The organism is Geodermatophilus normandii (genome assembly GCF_003182485.1).
Classification (GTDB): domain Bacteria; phylum Actinomycetota; class Actinomycetes; order Mycobacteriales; family Geodermatophilaceae; genus Geodermatophilus; species Geodermatophilus normandii.
Map to the genome: position 1 here is coordinate 1,364,479 of NZ_QGTX01000001.1, position 14,896 is coordinate 1,379,374.

Consider the following 14,896-nt stretch of genomic DNA (forward strand, 5'->3'; position numbering starts at 1 on the left):
CTCACTGTTCCCTGCAGGTCGTGCAACCACCTGTGCTCTCGACGTGAACGTTCGGGCGGATACTGTTCCCGGCGAACAAGCGAGGTCACGAGGAGGTCACGTGGCTCCGGAGCCGGAGACGTTCGCGCCCACGGTCGCCGAGGCGGTGCTGGCCGAGCTGCCCTCGGTGGCCGAGCGCACGGTGGCGGCGATCGTCATCGAGGTGCCGAGCTACGCCGAGGCGTTCCGCGGGCCGATGGGCCGCAAGATCGAGAACGCCGTCCAGCTGGCGCTCGCCGGCTTCCTGGAGCTGGCGACGTCCGGGGGCGTCGACGCCAGCCGGCCGATCGACCCGGCCATCGAGGGCGCCTACGCGCTGGGCCGCGGTGAGGCGCGCACCGGTCGGTCCATGGACGCCCTGCTCGCGGCCTACCGGGTGGGGGCACGGGTGTCCTGGCAGCACCTGAGCGAGACCGCGGTGGCGGCCGGCATGCCCGCGGGGTCGCTGGCCCGCTTCGCCGGGCTCGTCTTCGCCTACATCGACCGGCTGTCGGCGGCCAGCGCGTCCGGCCACGCCGACCACCTGGCCGCCAGCGGCCGCGAGCGGCGCCGGCACCTGGAGCGGCTGGCGCAGCTGCTGGTGACCGGCGCGCCCGCCTACGAGCTCAACGTGGCCGCGGAGCGGGCGGACTGGACGCCGCCGCGCACGCTCACCGCCGTCCTGCTGCCCGAGCCCGGCGCCCGGGACGCCCTGGCGGGGCTGGACGCGCGCACCCTGCAGGCCGGCGAGGACCTGCCCGGTGCCGAGCCCTCGACCGAGCGGGCGGTGCTGCTGGTGCCCGACGCCGAGGGGTTCGCGCGGGCGGCGCTGCTGACGTCCCTGACGGGGCGCGGTGCCGTCGTCGGTCCGGCGCGGCCGTGGCAGGACGCGCGGTCGTCCTACTCGCGCGCGCTGCGGGCGCGGCAGCTGGGCCTGACGCCCGAGGGCGAGGCGCCGGTCGACACCGAGGTGCGGCTGGCCGAGCTGGTGCTGCGGGCCGACGGCGAGGCGCTGACCGACCTGCGCACCCAGGTGCTCGCCCCGCTCGACGACCTCGGCCCCGGCCCGCGCGAGAAGCTGCTGGAGACGCTGCGCTCGTGGCTGCTGCACCACGGCCGGCGCGAGCAGGTGGCCGCCGAGCTGTTCGTGCACCCGCAGACCGTGCGCTACCGCATGGGGCAGCTGCGCGACCTCTACGGCAAGCGCCTGGACGACCCCCAGACGGTGCTCGAGCTGACCCTCGCCCTCGGCGCCCGCTGACCTCCGTCGGCGCGATCACGGAGCTGCGGTGGGGACACGCCGCGGCTGACCGGCGTGTCCCCACGCCCGAGCCGTGATCGTAGGGAGTCGGCACCCCGGTCACAGGTCCCTGTCAGCAGCGGGCCGGAGTCTCGGACCCGTCGCGGCACCGCACCGGCGCCGCGGGAGCGAGGAGGTCCGCCGTGTACCGCAGCACCGAGACCGTCGGCCGGCACGCCTGGGTCCGCACGCCGCGCCGCCCACAGCCGCCGGAGCTCACCGCCGACGTCGCCGTCGAGGTGGCCGCGGCCGCCCTCGCGGAGCACCCCGGCGCGACGGTCGAGTGGCTCGAGGTCGGCGGGACGGGCGTGTTCGCGGCGCACCTGCGGGGCGCCGACGGGCGGACGCTCGTCGTCTCCCTCGACGGCGACCTGCGCGTCGTCGGGTTGCCGGCCGAGGTCGGCTGACCCGGCTGAGGGGCCTCACGAGGGGCGCAGCACCGCCACCAGGAAGTCCGAGTCCGCGGTGAACGGGTGCAGGTGCCAGCTCGACAGCAGCAGGTCCGGCGCCAGCCCGGCCGCGCGGGCGTCGGCGAGGAAGTCGTCGAAGGCGTAGTCCCGCCCGGCGCCGAACCCCACGACGGCCCGCCCGGCGTCGGCCAGGTGCCGCCGGAACCGCCGCAGCACCTCGCCGCGGGTGCTCGGCGCGAGGAACGTGACGACGTTGCCCGCGCACACGATGGCGTCGAAGCGGTCGGGCAGGTCGAGCTCGGCCAGGTCGCCCACCAGCCAGCGCGGGCCCGGGTGGTCCTGCCGCGCCGCGTCGACCAGCACCGGGTCGACGTCGACCCCGGTGACGTCGTGCCCCACCGACGCGAGGTGGCCGCCGACCCGGCCCGGCCCGCAGCCGGCGTCGAGCACGCGGCTCCCGCGCGGCAGCATCGCGTCGACCAGCCGGGCCTCGCCGACGAGGTCCATCCCCTGCTCGGCCAGCGTCCGGAACCGCTGGACGTAGGCGGCCGAGTGGCCCGGGTCGGCCTGCGTCATGCGCACCCACGCGCTGGGTTCGGTCATGCCCCCATCGTCGCCGGGCGCCAGTCCGGCGGGTCGCCCGGGTGCAGCGCGGGGTCGTCGGCGGCCAGCGTCCGCACCGGGCCAGGCGGGGTCAGCGGCCCCTCGAAGCGCACCGTCACCCGGCCGAGGCCGCGGCCCCACACCCAGCCGGGCCCGAACTCGTCGTGGACGACGTCCTGCCCCGGCCACCACCGGCGGTCGGCCGGCGCACCGGGGGCGGCGGGCTCCTCGACGACGTCGTCGGCTCCCTCGGCCGGGGCGGGACCCTCGACGGCGAACAGGTCGCCCTGCGCGTACTGCGACAACCCGGAGACGCCGACGCCGATCAGCCGCAGGCCGCCGCCGGTGCCGGCCTCGGCGAGCAGCCGCCGGGCGATCGAGGCGACCTGGCGGGCGTCGTCGGTGGGCTGTGGCAGCGTCTGCGAGCGGGTCATCGTGGTGAAGTCGTAGCGGCGCAGCTTGAGCGTCACGGTCCGTCCGGACAGCGCCGAGGCCCGCAGGCGCTCACCCACCCGCGTGGCCATCGAGTCGATGAGCCGGTTCAGCTCGGCCAGGTCGGTGAGGTCGCGCTCGAAGGTCGACTCCTGCGAGACGGACTTCGCCTCCCGCTCGGCCACCACCGGCCGGTCGTCCTCCGCCCGCGCCAGCCGGTACAGCCCGCTGCCGTGCGCGCGGCCGGCCAGGGTGACCAGGTCGGTCAGCGACTTCCGCGCCAGGTCGGCCACCGTCCGCACCCCCACCTGCCGCAGCCGCTCCGCCGTCGCCGGGCCGACGCCGCCGAGACGGGTCACCGGCAGCGGGTGCAGCACGTCGAGCTCGGTGCCCGGGGCGACGACGACGAGGCCGTCGGGCTTGTCGAGGTCGGAGGCGATCTTGGCCATGAGCTTGGAGCTGCCGATGCCCACCGAGCCGGTCACCCCGCCGGTGGCCCCGGCGATGCGCCCCTTGAGGTCGCGGGCCAGCGCGGTGACGCCCTCCACGGACAGGTCGTGGCCGGGACCGGCGGCCAGGTCGACGTAGGCCTCGTCGATGCTCACCGGCTCCACCAGCGGCGACAGCTCGCGCAGCAGGTCCATGACGACCTCCGACGTCCGCCGGTAGGCGCCGAACCGGCCGCCGAGGAACGCCGTCCCGGACGGGCAGCGGCGCCGGGCCTCCGCCGTCGACATGGCCGAGCGCGCCCCGTAGGCACGCGCCTCGTAGGACGCCGTGGCGACGACGCCGCGCCCGCCGGTCCCGCCGACGACGACCGGCCGGCCGCGCAGCGAGGGCTTGTCGCGCTGCTCGACGGCGGCGAAGAACGCGTCCAGGTCCAGGTGCAGCACGCTCGCCTCCCGCCGCACGCCTGCGAGTCTCCCCGCCCGTCGCCGGGCCGTCCGCCGGGCCGTCGGGCAGGCTCCGCCCATGGGGGACCCCCGGGCGGGATTCGACGCGGCCTACGACGCCGCCCTGGCCCGCTGGCCGGTGCCGGTGCGGTCGCGCGAGGTGGACACCCGGTTCGGCCGCACGCACGTGCTGGTCAGCGGGGCGGCGTCGGCGCCGCCGCTGGTGCTCGTCCCCGGCGGTGGTGCCACCGCGCTGGCCTGGTCGGGTGCCGTGCGGCTGCTGGCCGCCGTCCGCCGGGTGCACGTGCTCGACCCGCTGGGCGACGCCGGTCGCAGCCGGGCGACCACGCCGCTCGTGAGCGCCGACGACGTCACCGACTGGCTGGAGGAGGTCCTCGACGGCCTGGGCCTGCGCGCCGTCGACCTCGCCGGGCACAGCTACGGCGGGTGGCAGGCCCTGACGTTCGCGCTCGACCGCCCCGGCCGGGTGCGGCGGCTGGCCCTGCTCGACCCGACGACCACGTTCGCCGGCTTCTCCCCCGGTTACCTGCTGCACGCCGTCCCGGTGCTGACCCGGCCCACGGCCGGGCGGATGCGGGCGCTGGTGCGCTGGGAGACCGGCGGCCGGCCGGTGGACGGCGCGTGGCTCGACGTCGCGGCCGCGGGCGCCGAGGTCCCGGCGGCGGCGCCGGTGCGCACCCGCCGTCCCGACCCGGCGCGGCTGGGCGCGCTGCCGGTGCCCACGCTCGTCGTCGTCCCGGCGGACGGCCGCGCCCAGGACCCGCGCCGGGTGGCCCGCTCGGCCGCGCAGGTCATGCCGCGGGCGACGGTGGTGGCCCTCCCCGGAGCCACGCACCACACCCTCCCCGCGGGGGCCGAACGGGCGGTCACCGAGTTCCTGCGCTGACCGCCGTCAACCGCGACCGAGACGACGCTGCCGACGCGCAGCCGGGGCGGCAGGACGTCGCGCTGCCCACCCCGTCGACCCGGCCCAGCGGAGCCCGCGAGGACGACGACACCCACGACGGCGACCACGATCACGGCAGCAGGTCAGCGGTCGGGTGGGAACACCGCAGGACGACGTGGGCGGCGTCCACGGGTCGCGCTCGGCGCGGTACGGCGACCGCGCGGGCAGGTGGTGGCCGCGGCACCGCTGCTCGACGGCCTCCGCGGAGCCGAACCGGCAGAGGTCGCGGTGGAGGCCCGGATCACCGTGACGCGCCCGGACACGTGCAGGTACGCGCTGAGGGACCACCGGCGCGGCTCGGGGCGGAGCAGGGACACCCCGTCGACGAGCAGGACGGCAGCGGCCGGCAACCCGGTGGCCGACAGGGCTGCCGTCCGGGCGCTCAGGCCTCGCTGAGCGCGGCGGGCGGCAGCCAGTCGGCGTCGAGCAGCTCGGCGATCTCCTGCAGGGACGAGGTGTCCGCGCCCGCCGTCGACCCGCTGACCGCCAGCCGCTCCACCATCACCCGGGCCACCTGCTCCTCGACGGTGCCCTCGGCGAAGGCGACCCGCCACGGCGAGACCTGCCCGTCGCGGTGGGTGCGGCCGGTGACCTGGCGGGCCTGGATGCCGGAGAAGCGCGGCTGGTGGAACAGCCCCACCCGCGGCGTCGCCGACGCGGTCGTGCCGCCGGGCAGCAGCTCGCCGGCGTGCAGGCTGATCGACGCGGTCACGGTGAACACGCACACCGGCGCCGCGCCGGTCTGGAAGCGCAGCCGCTCGGCCTCGACGTCGAACCGGTCGCGCCCGTAGATGCAGGCGACGGCGATGCCGGAGTCCTGCAGCGCCTCGCGGATCGGGTCGGCCGCGGTCTCCACGAACTCGACCGACACCGCCACCTGCCGCTCGGCCTCGACCTGCGCGCGCACCCAGTCCACGGTGGCCTGCGCGCGGATCAGCCCCGCCTTCTGCCGGAACCGCAGCAGCGCGGCGCGGCCGCGGGCGCTCTGCCGGGCCTTGCGGGCCAGCTGCATCTCGGCGCGGAACTCCTGCCACCCCGACTCGTAGGCGGCCTGCTCCGCGGACGTCAGGGCGACCGGCGTCCCGGTCACCGACACCGGTCCCCAGGGCGCGGAGCGGTGCAGCGTCGCGGGCGGGTCGCCGGCGAGCCAGCCCTGCAGCCGGGCGAGGTCGGCGCGGCGCTCGTCGGCGTCCTCGGTCCAGGTCCAGCCGTAGCGGCCGCGTTCCACGTGGAACCCGTGCTGGGCCAGCCGCGCCGGCAGGTCGGCCCAGGCGCGCAGCGGCTCGCCGTGCCGCTGGGCGAACTGCGGCGCGAGGTAGGGCAGCTCCAGCGGCGTGTGCGCGGGCGTGGCGGTCGCGGCGACGACGAAGGGGACGTCCGTGGCGCGGGCGCCGCCGGAGACGGCCTTCCAGTGCTTCCACCGCTGCGTCGTCGTGTGCCGGACCATGTGGGCCTCGTCGGCGATCACGACGTCGAACCGGAGCCTGCTGACCTTCGCCAGCCGGTCCCAGGTGGTGACGCACCAGCGCAGGCCGCCGTCGCCGAAGCCGGCGATCGAGCGGGTCCAGTGCGGGATGGTGATCGCCGCGGGGCGGTCGGCGACGACGAGGACGCGCTCGCCGCCGCGCAGCTCGCAGATCTCCCGCGCGGCCATCACGGCGGTGCCGGTCTTGCCGACGCCGGGGTCGTCGCCGAGCAGGAACACCCGGTGCCCGGCCGCGGCGGAGGCGACGACGGCCTCCGCGCCGGTGCACTGCTCCTCGCGCGGCACCATCGGGCGGCCCTCCGGCAGCGGGCGCGGCGTCTCGTTGAGCTCGTCCTCGAGGAAGCGCTCGAGGGTGTAGGGCGGCGGGTCGTAGGGCGCGAGCGCTGGGGGCAGCTGCACGCCGACCCACACGTGCGCCTGCAGGCCCGCGTGCCACACCGCACCGGGCGCCGGGGCGCGGAACGGGACGGCGAGCACCCACACCCGCTCGCCCGGGCCCGCGGTGGGCAGGTCCGGGACGGCGGGCTCCCGGGCCGGCGAGCGGCGGCGGGTCGTCGCCCGTCGCTCGGTGGTCGTGGTGGCGGCGCGGCGCCGTCCGGGCATGGTGGGACCTCCCCCGTCGTCCCGGGCACGGTAGGTCGCCGGACGCCGGGGATCTGGTGGAATCGCCGGGTGACCGCCGACGCACCCTCCGACGAGCGGCTGGCCGCACGGACCGTCGGGGAGGCCGGGCCGCGGGTGGTCTTCGTCCACGGCCTGTTCGGCCAGGGCAAGAACTGGACGACGGCGGCGAAGGGGCTGGCCGACCGGCACCGCGTGACGCTGCTGGACCTGCCCAACCACGGGCACTCGCCGTGGACCGACCGGGTCGACTACGAGGACATGGCCGAGCTGGTCGCCGCGGAGCTGGCGTCCTACGGCGAGCCGGTGACGCTGGTCGGGCACTCGATGGGCGGCAAGGTGGCGATGACGCTGGCGCTGCGCCGGCCGGAGCTGCTGCGCGCCCTGGTCGTCGTCGACATCGCCCCGGTCGAGTACCCGCTCACCGGCGGCCGCACCGACGACCCCCGCGAGGAGTCCTCCCCCTTCGCGGCCTACATCGCCGCGATGCGGGCGGTGGACCTCGGGGCGCTGCGCACCCGGGAGGACGCCGACCGGGCGCTGCGCGAGGCGGTGCCCAGCACGATGGTGCGGTCCTTCCTGCTGCAGAGCCTGGTCCGCGAGGGTGTCGGGTCCGGTCGCTGGCGGTGGCGGTTGAACCTGGAGACCCTCGAGCGCGACCTCGGCGAGCTGCGCGGCTTCCCCGATCCCCCGCCGGGTGCCACCTTCGACGGCCCGGTGCTGTGGATCGCCGGCGCGAAGAGCCACTACGTGCTGCCGGAGGACCGCGCCCGGATGGACGAGCTGTTCCCCTCCACCCGGCTGGTGCGGGTCAAGCACGCCGGCCACTGGGTGCACTCCGAGCAGCCGGAGGTCTTCGTCGAGACACTGCGGCGTTTCCTCGACGCGGTCGAGTGAGGTGCCAGCGCCTCGACGCCGTCGAGTGAGGTGACAGGGCCTCGACGGCGTGGAGCGGCCGTACTCCCCCGGACCCCTCGGAGTGGCGCGGCCGGGTCGGTGCCCCGCCGGCTCGTAGCCTGCCTCCGCACACCGACGGGGAGGACGGACATGACGCAGTGGGACACGCCCGGGTACGGGGCCGGGCAGCAGGGGCAGCAGCCCCCGGTCGGGTACCCGCCGGCCTACGGACCCCCTGCCCCCCACGGCCACCCGCCGCCCTACGGGTACCCGGTGGCGCGGCGCACCAACGGCCTCGCCATCGCCTCGATGGTCCTGGGGATCCTCTGGATCTACTGGATCGGCAGCATCCTGGCGCTGGTCTTCGGCTACGTCGCCCGCAGCCAGATCCGCGAGCGCGGCGAGGCCGGTGACGGGATGGCCATCGCGGGGATCGTGCTCGGCTGGGTGGGTGTGGGCCTCGTCGGCCTCGGGTTCCTCGTGGCGATCGCCACCGTCTGAATCGCGACCGCCTGGACCACTCCTGCCGCCACCGCCGCCCGAGCCTCTTGAGTTGTCGCCGGCCGCTGCCATCCTGGGGACGTGACCAGCTCGTTCGTGCAGCACCGGCCGCACGCGGCGCTGCGCGGGACGGTCGCCGACGCCGTCGGCTACCGGCAGGACGGGCTCGCGCCGGGCACGCACCGCGGGCTCCCCTCCCCCACGCTCACGCTGGTCGTCACGCTCGACGAGCCGCTCGACGTCGCCGCCCACCCCGATCCGGCGCAGGCGCCCGGCCGGTACGACGCCCTCCTCGGCGGCCTGCACACCACCCCGGCGCTGATCCGGCACCCCGGCCGCCAGGCCGGCCTGCAGCTCTCGCTGAGCCCGCTCGGCGCCCGCGGCCTGCTCGGCGTGCCCGCGGGGGAGCTCGCCGCGCTCGACGTCGACGTCACCGACGTGCTGGGTGCGGCCGGGACCGAGCTGGTCGACCGGGTCCGCGCGGCCGGGAGCTGGGACGAGCGGTTCGCCGCCGCCGAGGACGTCCTGCGGCGCGCAGCGCGCCCGGCCGACCCCGCTCCCGAGGTCGCCGAGGCCTGGCGGCTCACCGTGGCCGGCGGCGGGCGGCTGCGCGTCGGCGAGATCGCCCGCCGCGTCGGCTGGTCCGAGCGGCACCTGACCGCCCGGTTCCGCGCCGAGACCGGGCTGGCGCCCAAGGAGGCCGCCCGGGTGGTCCGCTTCGACCGCGCCCGCCGGGCGCTGGCCGCCCGTCCGCGGCCCGACCTCGCCGGCCTCGCCGCGGCCGCCGGCTACGCCGACCAGGCCCACCTGACCCGCGAGTGGCGCGCGTTCACCGGGCTCTCCCCGCTGCGGTGGCTGGCCGCGGAGTTCGGATTCGTCCAAGACCACCCCCGCGCGGCGCTGCCAGGCTCGGCGGCATGAGCACCCCACCCCCCACCGTCTGGCCCGCCCTCCGCGCCGCCGACGCCCCCGCCCTCATCCGCTGGCTGGTCGACGTCCTCGGCTTCGAGGAGACCCTCGCCGTCCCCGACGGCGACCTGGTCGTCCACGCCGAGCTCGCCTGGCCGCCCGGCGGCGGGGTCATGCTCGGCTCCGTCCGCGACGACGGCGGCTGGCCCGTCCGTCCCGGCGCCACCGGCGCCTACCTCGTCACCGACGACGTCGAGACGGTCTGGAAGCGCGTGCTGGCCGCCGGCGCCGACGTCATCCGTCCGCTGCACGAGCCCGGCCACGGGGGCCGGGAGTTCAGCGTGCGCGACCCGGAGGGCAACAGCTGGAGCGTCGGCGACTACCCCGGGGCGCCGCGGACGTGACCGAGCTCGCGAGGTCACGCAAGGACACGGCACCGCCGGGCGCGATGCCGGCGAGCGCCAGCGAGGAGGCATCGTGACCGAGGAGCAGGTCCGCGCGCTGGCCCTCGCCCTGCCGGAGGTGACCGAGGCCGACCACCACGGCCGCCCGTCGTTCCGGCTCGGGACCACGGTGCTCGCCACGCTGTGGGCACCGGGCATCCTCGACGTCGTGGTCGGGGAGTCGGAGGCGCGCGCGGCCGAGGGCGGCGCGGTCTCGCTGCTGTGGTGGGGGAAGCGCCTGTCCGGCGTGCAGGTGGACCTTGCCGCCGTCGACGAGGCCACCGTCGCCGACCTGCTGGAGGAGGCCTGGACCCGCAGGGCGCCGGCGCGGCTGCGGCGGGAGCGCCCGTGAGCTACCCGCGGCCGGTGCCGGTCATCGGCGACGCGACCTCGGCCGCCCAGCGCGCCGGCGACCCCGCCGCCTGGGCGATGCCGGAGGAGGCCGGCGGCCTCTACGCCGTCGTCGCCGCGCGCCGCGACGTCCGCCGGTACCGCCCCGACCCGGTCCCCGACGACGTCCTGCGGCGGGTGCTGGCCGCGGGGCACGCGGCGCCGTCGGTCGGGCACAGCCAGCCGTGGCGGTTCGTCGTCGTCCGGGACCCGGCGGTCCGCGACCGGGCCGCCGTCCTCACCGACCGCGAGCGGCTGCGCCAGGCTGCGCAGCTGGAGCCCGACGCCGCCCGCCGGCTGCTGGACCTGCAGCTGGAGGGCGTGCGCGAGGCACCGCTCGGGATCGTCGTCTGCTGCGACCGGCGCACCCCCGCGGCCGGGGTGCTCGGCCGGGCCACCTTCCCCGACGCCGACCTGTGGAGCTGCGCCGCGGCCATCCAGAACCTGTGGCTGGCCGCCCGCGCCGAGGGCCTGGGCATGGGCTGGGTGACGCTGTTCCGGCCCGAGGAGCTGGCCGGGCTGGTCGGGCTCCCCGACGGCGTGGCCACCCTCGGCTGGCTGTGCCTGGGCTGGCCCGACGAGCGCCCGCCGGCACCCGGCCTGGAGCGGGCCGGCTGGTCACGGCGGCTGCCGCTGGACGCCGTCGTGGTGGAGGACCGCTGGCCGGCCGACGACGGCGGCCCGACCGCACCCCCCTCGCACCTGCGCGCCCCCGGCCGGGAGGCGGTGGTGGGCGCCCGCGACGAGGCCGACCGGCTGCTCACCCCGCCCGGCTCGCTCGGCGTGCTCGACCGGGCGGTGGACCGCGTGGTGGCGCTCGGCCGCGGGGCCGCCACCGGCGGCACGCTCGTCCTCGCCGCCGCCGACCACCCGGTCGCCGCCCGCGGCGTCTCGGCCTACGGCGGGCACGTCACCCGCGACGTCGTCCGCGCGGCGCTGGCCGGCACCTCGGTGGGCGCCACGGCGGCCGCTGCGGCGGGGCTCGGGACCGTCGTCGTCGACGCCGGGGTGACCGGCGACCCGCTGCCCGGCGCGGTCGACGCCCGGCCGGCCGGTCCCCGGGGCGACCTCGCCTCCGCCGCCGCGCTGACCCCCGCCGACGTCGCGCGGCTGCTGGCCGTCGGACGGGCGCTCGGCGCCGCGCAGGGCGGCCTGCTGGCGCTCGGCGAGGTGGGCGTGGGCAACACGACCGTCGCCGCCGCGCTGGCCGCCGGGCTGCTGGGCGCCGACCCCGCCGCCGTCACCGGGCTCGGCTCGGGCGCCGACAGCGAGGTGCTGGAGCGCAAGCGGTCGGTGGTGGCCGCGGCGCTGGCCCGGGCCGGGACCGGGCTGGACCCCGCCCGGGCGCTGGCCGAGCTGGGTGGGCCGGAGCTCACCGTCCTCACCGGGGCGGTGCTGGGCGCCGCGGCGGCGCGCACGCCGGTCGTCCTCGACGGGTTCGCCGTCTCGGTGGCCGCGCTGGCCGCCGTGCTGCTCGAGCCGGGCGCGCAGGCCTGCCTGGTCGCCGGGCAGCGCAGCCGCGAGCGCGGGCACGACCTCGTGCTCCAGGCGCTCGGCCTCGAGCCGCTGCTGGACCTGCGGCTGCGCGCCGGGGAGGGCGCGGGCGCGGCGCTGGCCGCCGGGCTGCTGCTCGACGGCCTGCGCGTGCGCCGCACCACCGCCCGGGTGGAGTGACCCCGGTCGCCGTCGGGGCCCTCTTCGGGCCAGGATCACGGGCGTGACCGATCCCCGCGCCGGCCAGCCGGCCTCCCCTGCCGACCTGGTCGACGTCGCCTCGCTGGTGACCGCGTACTACACCCTCGTGCCCGACCCGGCCGAGCCCGCGCAGCGGGTGTCCTTCGGGACCTCGGGGCACCGCGGGTCGTCGTTCGACGCCGCGTTCAACGAAGCGCACATCCTGGCCACCACGCAGGCCATCTGCGAGTACCGGGCGGCGCAGGGGTACGACGGGCCGCTGTTCCTCGGCCGCGACACCCACGCGCTGTCGGAGCCGGCGTGGGCCAGCGCGCTGGAGGTGCTGGCCGCCAACGACGTGACCGTGCTGGTCGACGCCGCCGGCCGGTACACGCCGACGCCCGCGGTCAGCCACGCGATCCTCACCGCCAACCGGGGGAGGACCTCGGGCCTGGCCGACGGCATCGTCGTCACCCCGTCGCACAACCCGCCCCGCGACGGCGGCTTCAAGTACAACCCGCCCTCCGGCGGCCCGGCCGACACCGACGCGACCTCGGTCATCGCCGCGCGCGCCAACGAACTGCTCGCCGCCGGGCTCGACGGCGTGCGGCGGGTCCCCTTCCCCCGCGCCCACGCCGCCGCCCAGCGCCACGACTTCGTGTCGGCCTACGTCGACGACCTGCCGTCGGTGCTCGACCTCGACGCGGTCCGGTCGGCCGGCGTGCGCATCGGGGCCGACCCCCTGGGCGGGGCGTCGGTCGACTACTGGGCCGCGATCGCCGAGCGCCACCGCCTCGACCTCACCGTCGTCAACCCGCTGGTCGACCCCACATGGCGGTTCATGACGCTGGACTGGGACGGCAAGATCCGCATGGACTGCTCGTCGCCGTCGGCCATGGCCTCGCTGATCGGTCGCCGTGAGGAGTTCCAGGTCGCCACCGGCAACGACGCCGACGCCGACCGGCACGGCATCGTCACCCCCGACGCCGGCCTGATGAACCCCAACCACTTCCTCGCCGTCGCGATCTCCTACCTGTTCGCGCACCGGCCGGAGTGGGGCGCCGACGTCGCCGTCGGCAAGACGCTGGTGTCCTCGTCGCTGATCGACCGGGTGGTCGAGGGCCTGGGGCGGCGGCTGGTCGAGGTGCCCGTCGGCTTCAAGTGGTTCGTGCCGGGGCTGCTCGACGGGTCGGTCGGCTTCGGCGGCGAGGAGTCGGCCGGGGCGTCGTTCCTGCGCCGGGACGGCGGCGTGTGGACGACGGACAAGGACGGCCTGCTGCTGGCGCTGCTGGCCAGCGAGATCCAGGCCGTCACCGGCAGCTCGCCGTCGCAGCTGCACGCCGACCTGGTCGCGCGGTACGGCGAGTCGGCCTACGCGCGGGTGGACGCCCCCGCGAGCCGCGAGCAGAAGGCCGCGCTGGGCAGGCTGTCGCCCTCCGACGTCACCGCCACCGAGCTGGCCGGCGAGCCGATCACCGCCAAGCTCACCGAGGCCCCGGGCAACGGCGCCTCGGTGGGGGGCCTCAAGGTGGTCACCGAGAACGCCTGGTTCGCCGCCCGCCCGTCGGGGACCGAGGACGTCTACAAGGTCTACGCCGAGTCCTTCCACGGTCCCGACCACCTCGCCCGCGTGCAGGAGGAGGCCCGCGCCGTCGTCGGCGCCGCCCTGGGCGTCTGACCCCGGCGGGTCACGACACGGGTCCGCACCGTGGTCCCGGCGGCGGGCCTCGGCAGACTGGGGGCATGACCGGCCAGCCGTACGAGCAGGAGTGGGACGCCGTCCCGCCCGGGTCCGTCCCGCAGCCCCCGCCGTACGGCGCGATCCCGCCCCAGGGTCAGCCCGCCCCGTACGGCGGGGTGCTCCCGTACGGGGCGGTGCCCCCGTACGGGGCGGTGCCCCCGTACGGCGCCGTCCCGCCCCACGGCGCCACTCCGTACGGCCCGCCGGCGCCCTACGGCCCGGGCTGGGCGGCGGTCCCGCTCGCGCCACCGGCCTGGCCGGACGGTCCCGGGCGACCGGGGTCGGCGACCACCGCGGCCGTGCTGGGCTTCGTCACCGGCGGGCTGACCGCCCTGGTCTCGCTGGCCTTCCTCGTCGCGGTGCTCAGCGGCGCGGAGGACGACCCGATCACCACCACGCTGCTGCTGGGCATCCCCTGCGCGGCAGGGCTGATCACCGGGGCCGCACGGCTGCTGGGCCGGCACTCCCCCGCCGTCCTGTTCGCCTCGGCGCTGGCCTCGGTCGTCGTGCTGTTCCTCGCCCTCGTCGTCGGGGCCGCGAGCCAGGACGCCGACGACGTCGCCGGGTTCTCCGTCTTCCTCGTCCTGGCGCTCCCGCTGCCGGTGGTCACCGCGGTCTTCGCCCGGCTGCCCCGCACGGTGGGCTGGGCGGGCAGCCGCCCCTGACGCGGCGTCAGCGGCGGCTGGCCTTGTCGGCGTACATCGCCGCGTCGGCCTCGCGGACGACCGCCTCCTGCGCCACCTCGGGGTCGACCCCGCCGTCGACCGAACCGATGCCGATGCTCAGGCCCACCGGCACGGTGGAGGCCCCGACGGCCAGCGTGCCGGGCAGCGCCTCCCGCAGCCGGGTGGCCAGCACCTCGGCGTCGGCCCGCTCGGTGTTCTCGCAGACGACGGCGAACTCGTCGCCGCCGAGCCGCGCCGCCGTGTCGCTCGCGCGCAGCACCGACGTCAGGTGTCCGGCCACCGCCACCAGGACCGCGTCACCGGTGGGGTGGCCGAACTCGTCGTTGACCGCCTTGAACCCGTCGAGGTCGAGGACGAGGACGCAGGTCGGCGTGTGCTCGCGGTGCCCCCGGTCGAGGGCGTGGCGCAGCCGGTCGTGGAACAGCAGCCGGTTGGGCAGACCGGTGAGCGGGTCGTGCGCGGACAGGTGCAGCAGCCGGGCCTCGAGCGCCTTGCGGTCGGTGACGTCCTCGACGACCAGCACCAGGTGGGCCGGGGAGCCGCCCGGCGTGCCGGCCACCCAGGACGCGGTCACCTGGACCGGCACGACGACGCCGTCGGACCGCACCAGCCGGCACTCGTGCCGGCTGCGCTCGTGGGTGATCCGCAGCTCGTCGCAGACGGCGACCGCGCCGGGCAGGTCCTCGGGATGCGTGGAGGCGAACAGCGTCGTGCCGCGCATCGTGGCCGCGTCCCGCCCGAGCAGCTGGCCGAGCGCGGCGTTGGCCTCGATCAGCACGCCCTCGGGGGTCGCCAGCGCGACGCCCATCGGGGAGTTGGTGAAGGCGCTCCCCAGATCCGCGGGCGGCAGGGTGCCCCTCGCCTCGCCGACGTCCACGGACACCACCTCTCGCTCCACCTGGTTGTACTCACCCCACTCATTACC

15 protein-coding genes are annotated in these 14,896 nt (G+C 77.3%); 11 read left to right on the top strand and 4 right to left on the bottom strand.

Going from position 1 to position 14,896, the window contains the following annotated elements; all coding sequences use genetic code 11:
- Window positions 1-100 precede the first annotated feature (100 nt).
- Window positions 101-1,279, top strand: a complete 1,179-nt coding sequence (locus tag JD79_RS06720; RefSeq protein WP_245899833.1) for a PucR family transcriptional regulator — start codon at window positions 101-103, stop codon at window positions 1,277-1,279.
- A gap of 182 nt (window positions 1,280-1,461) precedes the next feature.
- Window positions 1,462-1,725: a hypothetical protein gene (locus tag JD79_RS06725; protein WP_110004888.1), complete on the top strand. Its 264-nt coding sequence runs from the start codon at window positions 1,462-1,464 to the stop codon at window positions 1,723-1,725.
- A gap of 15 nt (window positions 1,726-1,740) precedes the next feature.
- Here the strand turns inward: JD79_RS06725 and JD79_RS06730 are convergent, their stop codons facing one another.
- On the bottom strand, window positions 1,741-2,331 hold the full coding sequence (locus tag JD79_RS06730) for a class I SAM-dependent methyltransferase (RefSeq protein ID WP_110004889.1): 591 nt from the start codon (window positions 2,329-2,331) through the stop codon (window positions 1,741-1,743).
- On the bottom strand, window positions 2,328-3,674 hold the full coding sequence (locus tag JD79_RS06735) for a DNA polymerase IV (RefSeq protein ID WP_110004890.1): 1,347 nt from the start codon (window positions 3,672-3,674) through the stop codon (window positions 2,328-2,330). The genes JD79_RS06730 and JD79_RS06735 overlap by 4 nt, the downstream gene beginning before the upstream one ends.
- 61 nt (window positions 3,675-3,735) lie before the next feature.
- Between JD79_RS06735 and JD79_RS06740 the strand changes: the two genes are divergently transcribed.
- Complete coding sequence (locus tag JD79_RS06740; RefSeq protein WP_110004891.1) at window positions 3,736-4,563, top strand: alpha/beta fold hydrolase; 828 nt, start codon at window positions 3,736-3,738, stop codon at window positions 4,561-4,563.
- A 442-nt stretch (window positions 4,564-5,005) separates the two neighbouring features.
- Here the strand turns inward: JD79_RS06740 and JD79_RS06750 are convergent, their stop codons facing one another.
- On the bottom strand, window positions 5,006-6,712 hold the full coding sequence (locus JD79_RS06750) for a DEAD/DEAH box helicase (RefSeq protein ID WP_110004893.1): 1,707 nt from the start codon (window positions 6,710-6,712) through the stop codon (window positions 5,006-5,008).
- Window positions 6,713-6,781: 69 nt separating this feature from the next.
- On the opposite strand from JD79_RS06750, the gene JD79_RS06755 reads away from it, so the two are divergent.
- The 8 genes from JD79_RS06755 to JD79_RS24200 all read left to right on the top strand — a co-directional run bounded on the left by JD79_RS06755 (window position 6,782) and on the right by JD79_RS24200 (window position 13,950).
- On the top strand, window positions 6,782-7,627 hold the full coding sequence (locus tag JD79_RS06755; RefSeq protein ID WP_110004894.1) for an alpha/beta fold hydrolase: 846 nt from the start codon (window positions 6,782-6,784) through the stop codon (window positions 7,625-7,627).
- A 150-nt stretch (window positions 7,628-7,777) separates the two neighbouring features.
- Complete coding sequence (locus tag JD79_RS06760; protein WP_110004895.1) at window positions 7,778-8,128, top strand: DUF4190 domain-containing protein; 351 nt, start codon at window positions 7,778-7,780, stop codon at window positions 8,126-8,128.
- A gap of 81 nt (window positions 8,129-8,209) precedes the next feature.
- Window positions 8,210-9,049, top strand: a complete 840-nt coding sequence (locus JD79_RS06765) for a helix-turn-helix domain-containing protein (RefSeq protein WP_110004896.1) — start codon at window positions 8,210-8,212, stop codon at window positions 9,047-9,049.
- Window positions 9,046-9,441, top strand: coding sequence for a VOC family protein (locus JD79_RS06770; protein ID WP_110004897.1), 396 nt, complete (start codon window positions 9,046-9,048; stop codon window positions 9,439-9,441). Before JD79_RS06765 ends, JD79_RS06770 begins: the two co-directional genes overlap by 4 nt.
- A 73-nt stretch (window positions 9,442-9,514) precedes the next feature.
- Entirely contained in the window at window positions 9,515-9,832 is a 318-nt protein-coding gene (locus tag JD79_RS06775; RefSeq protein ID WP_110004898.1) for an MmcQ/YjbR family DNA-binding protein, read from the top strand.
- Window positions 9,829-11,544 carry a 5,6-dimethylbenzimidazole synthase gene (gene bluB, locus JD79_RS06780; RefSeq protein WP_245899837.1) on the top strand — a complete coding sequence of 572 codons (1,716 nt, stop codon included), beginning with the start codon at window positions 9,829-9,831 and terminating at the stop codon, window positions 11,542-11,544. The genes JD79_RS06775 and bluB overlap by 4 nt, the downstream gene beginning before the upstream one ends.
- Window positions 11,545-11,587: 43 nt before the next feature.
- The gene (gene pgm / locus JD79_RS06785; protein ID WP_110004899.1) at window positions 11,588-13,222 is read left to right on the top strand and encodes a phosphoglucomutase (alpha-D-glucose-1,6-bisphosphate-dependent); all 1,635 of its coding nucleotides are present in this window, start codon (window positions 11,588-11,590) and stop codon (window positions 13,220-13,222) included.
- Between the two features lie 65 nt (window positions 13,223-13,287).
- Entirely contained in the window at window positions 13,288-13,950 is a 663-nt protein-coding gene (locus JD79_RS24200) for a hypothetical protein (RefSeq protein ID WP_170149139.1), read from the top strand.
- 7 nt (window positions 13,951-13,957) lie between these two features.
- On the opposite strand, the gene JD79_RS06800 is transcribed toward JD79_RS24200, so the two are convergent.
- Window positions 13,958-14,848 (bottom strand): diguanylate cyclase domain-containing protein, encoded by an 891-nt coding sequence (locus JD79_RS06800; protein WP_245899839.1) that lies wholly within the window; start codon window positions 14,846-14,848, stop codon window positions 13,958-13,960.
- Window positions 14,849-14,896 lie beyond the last annotated feature (48 nt).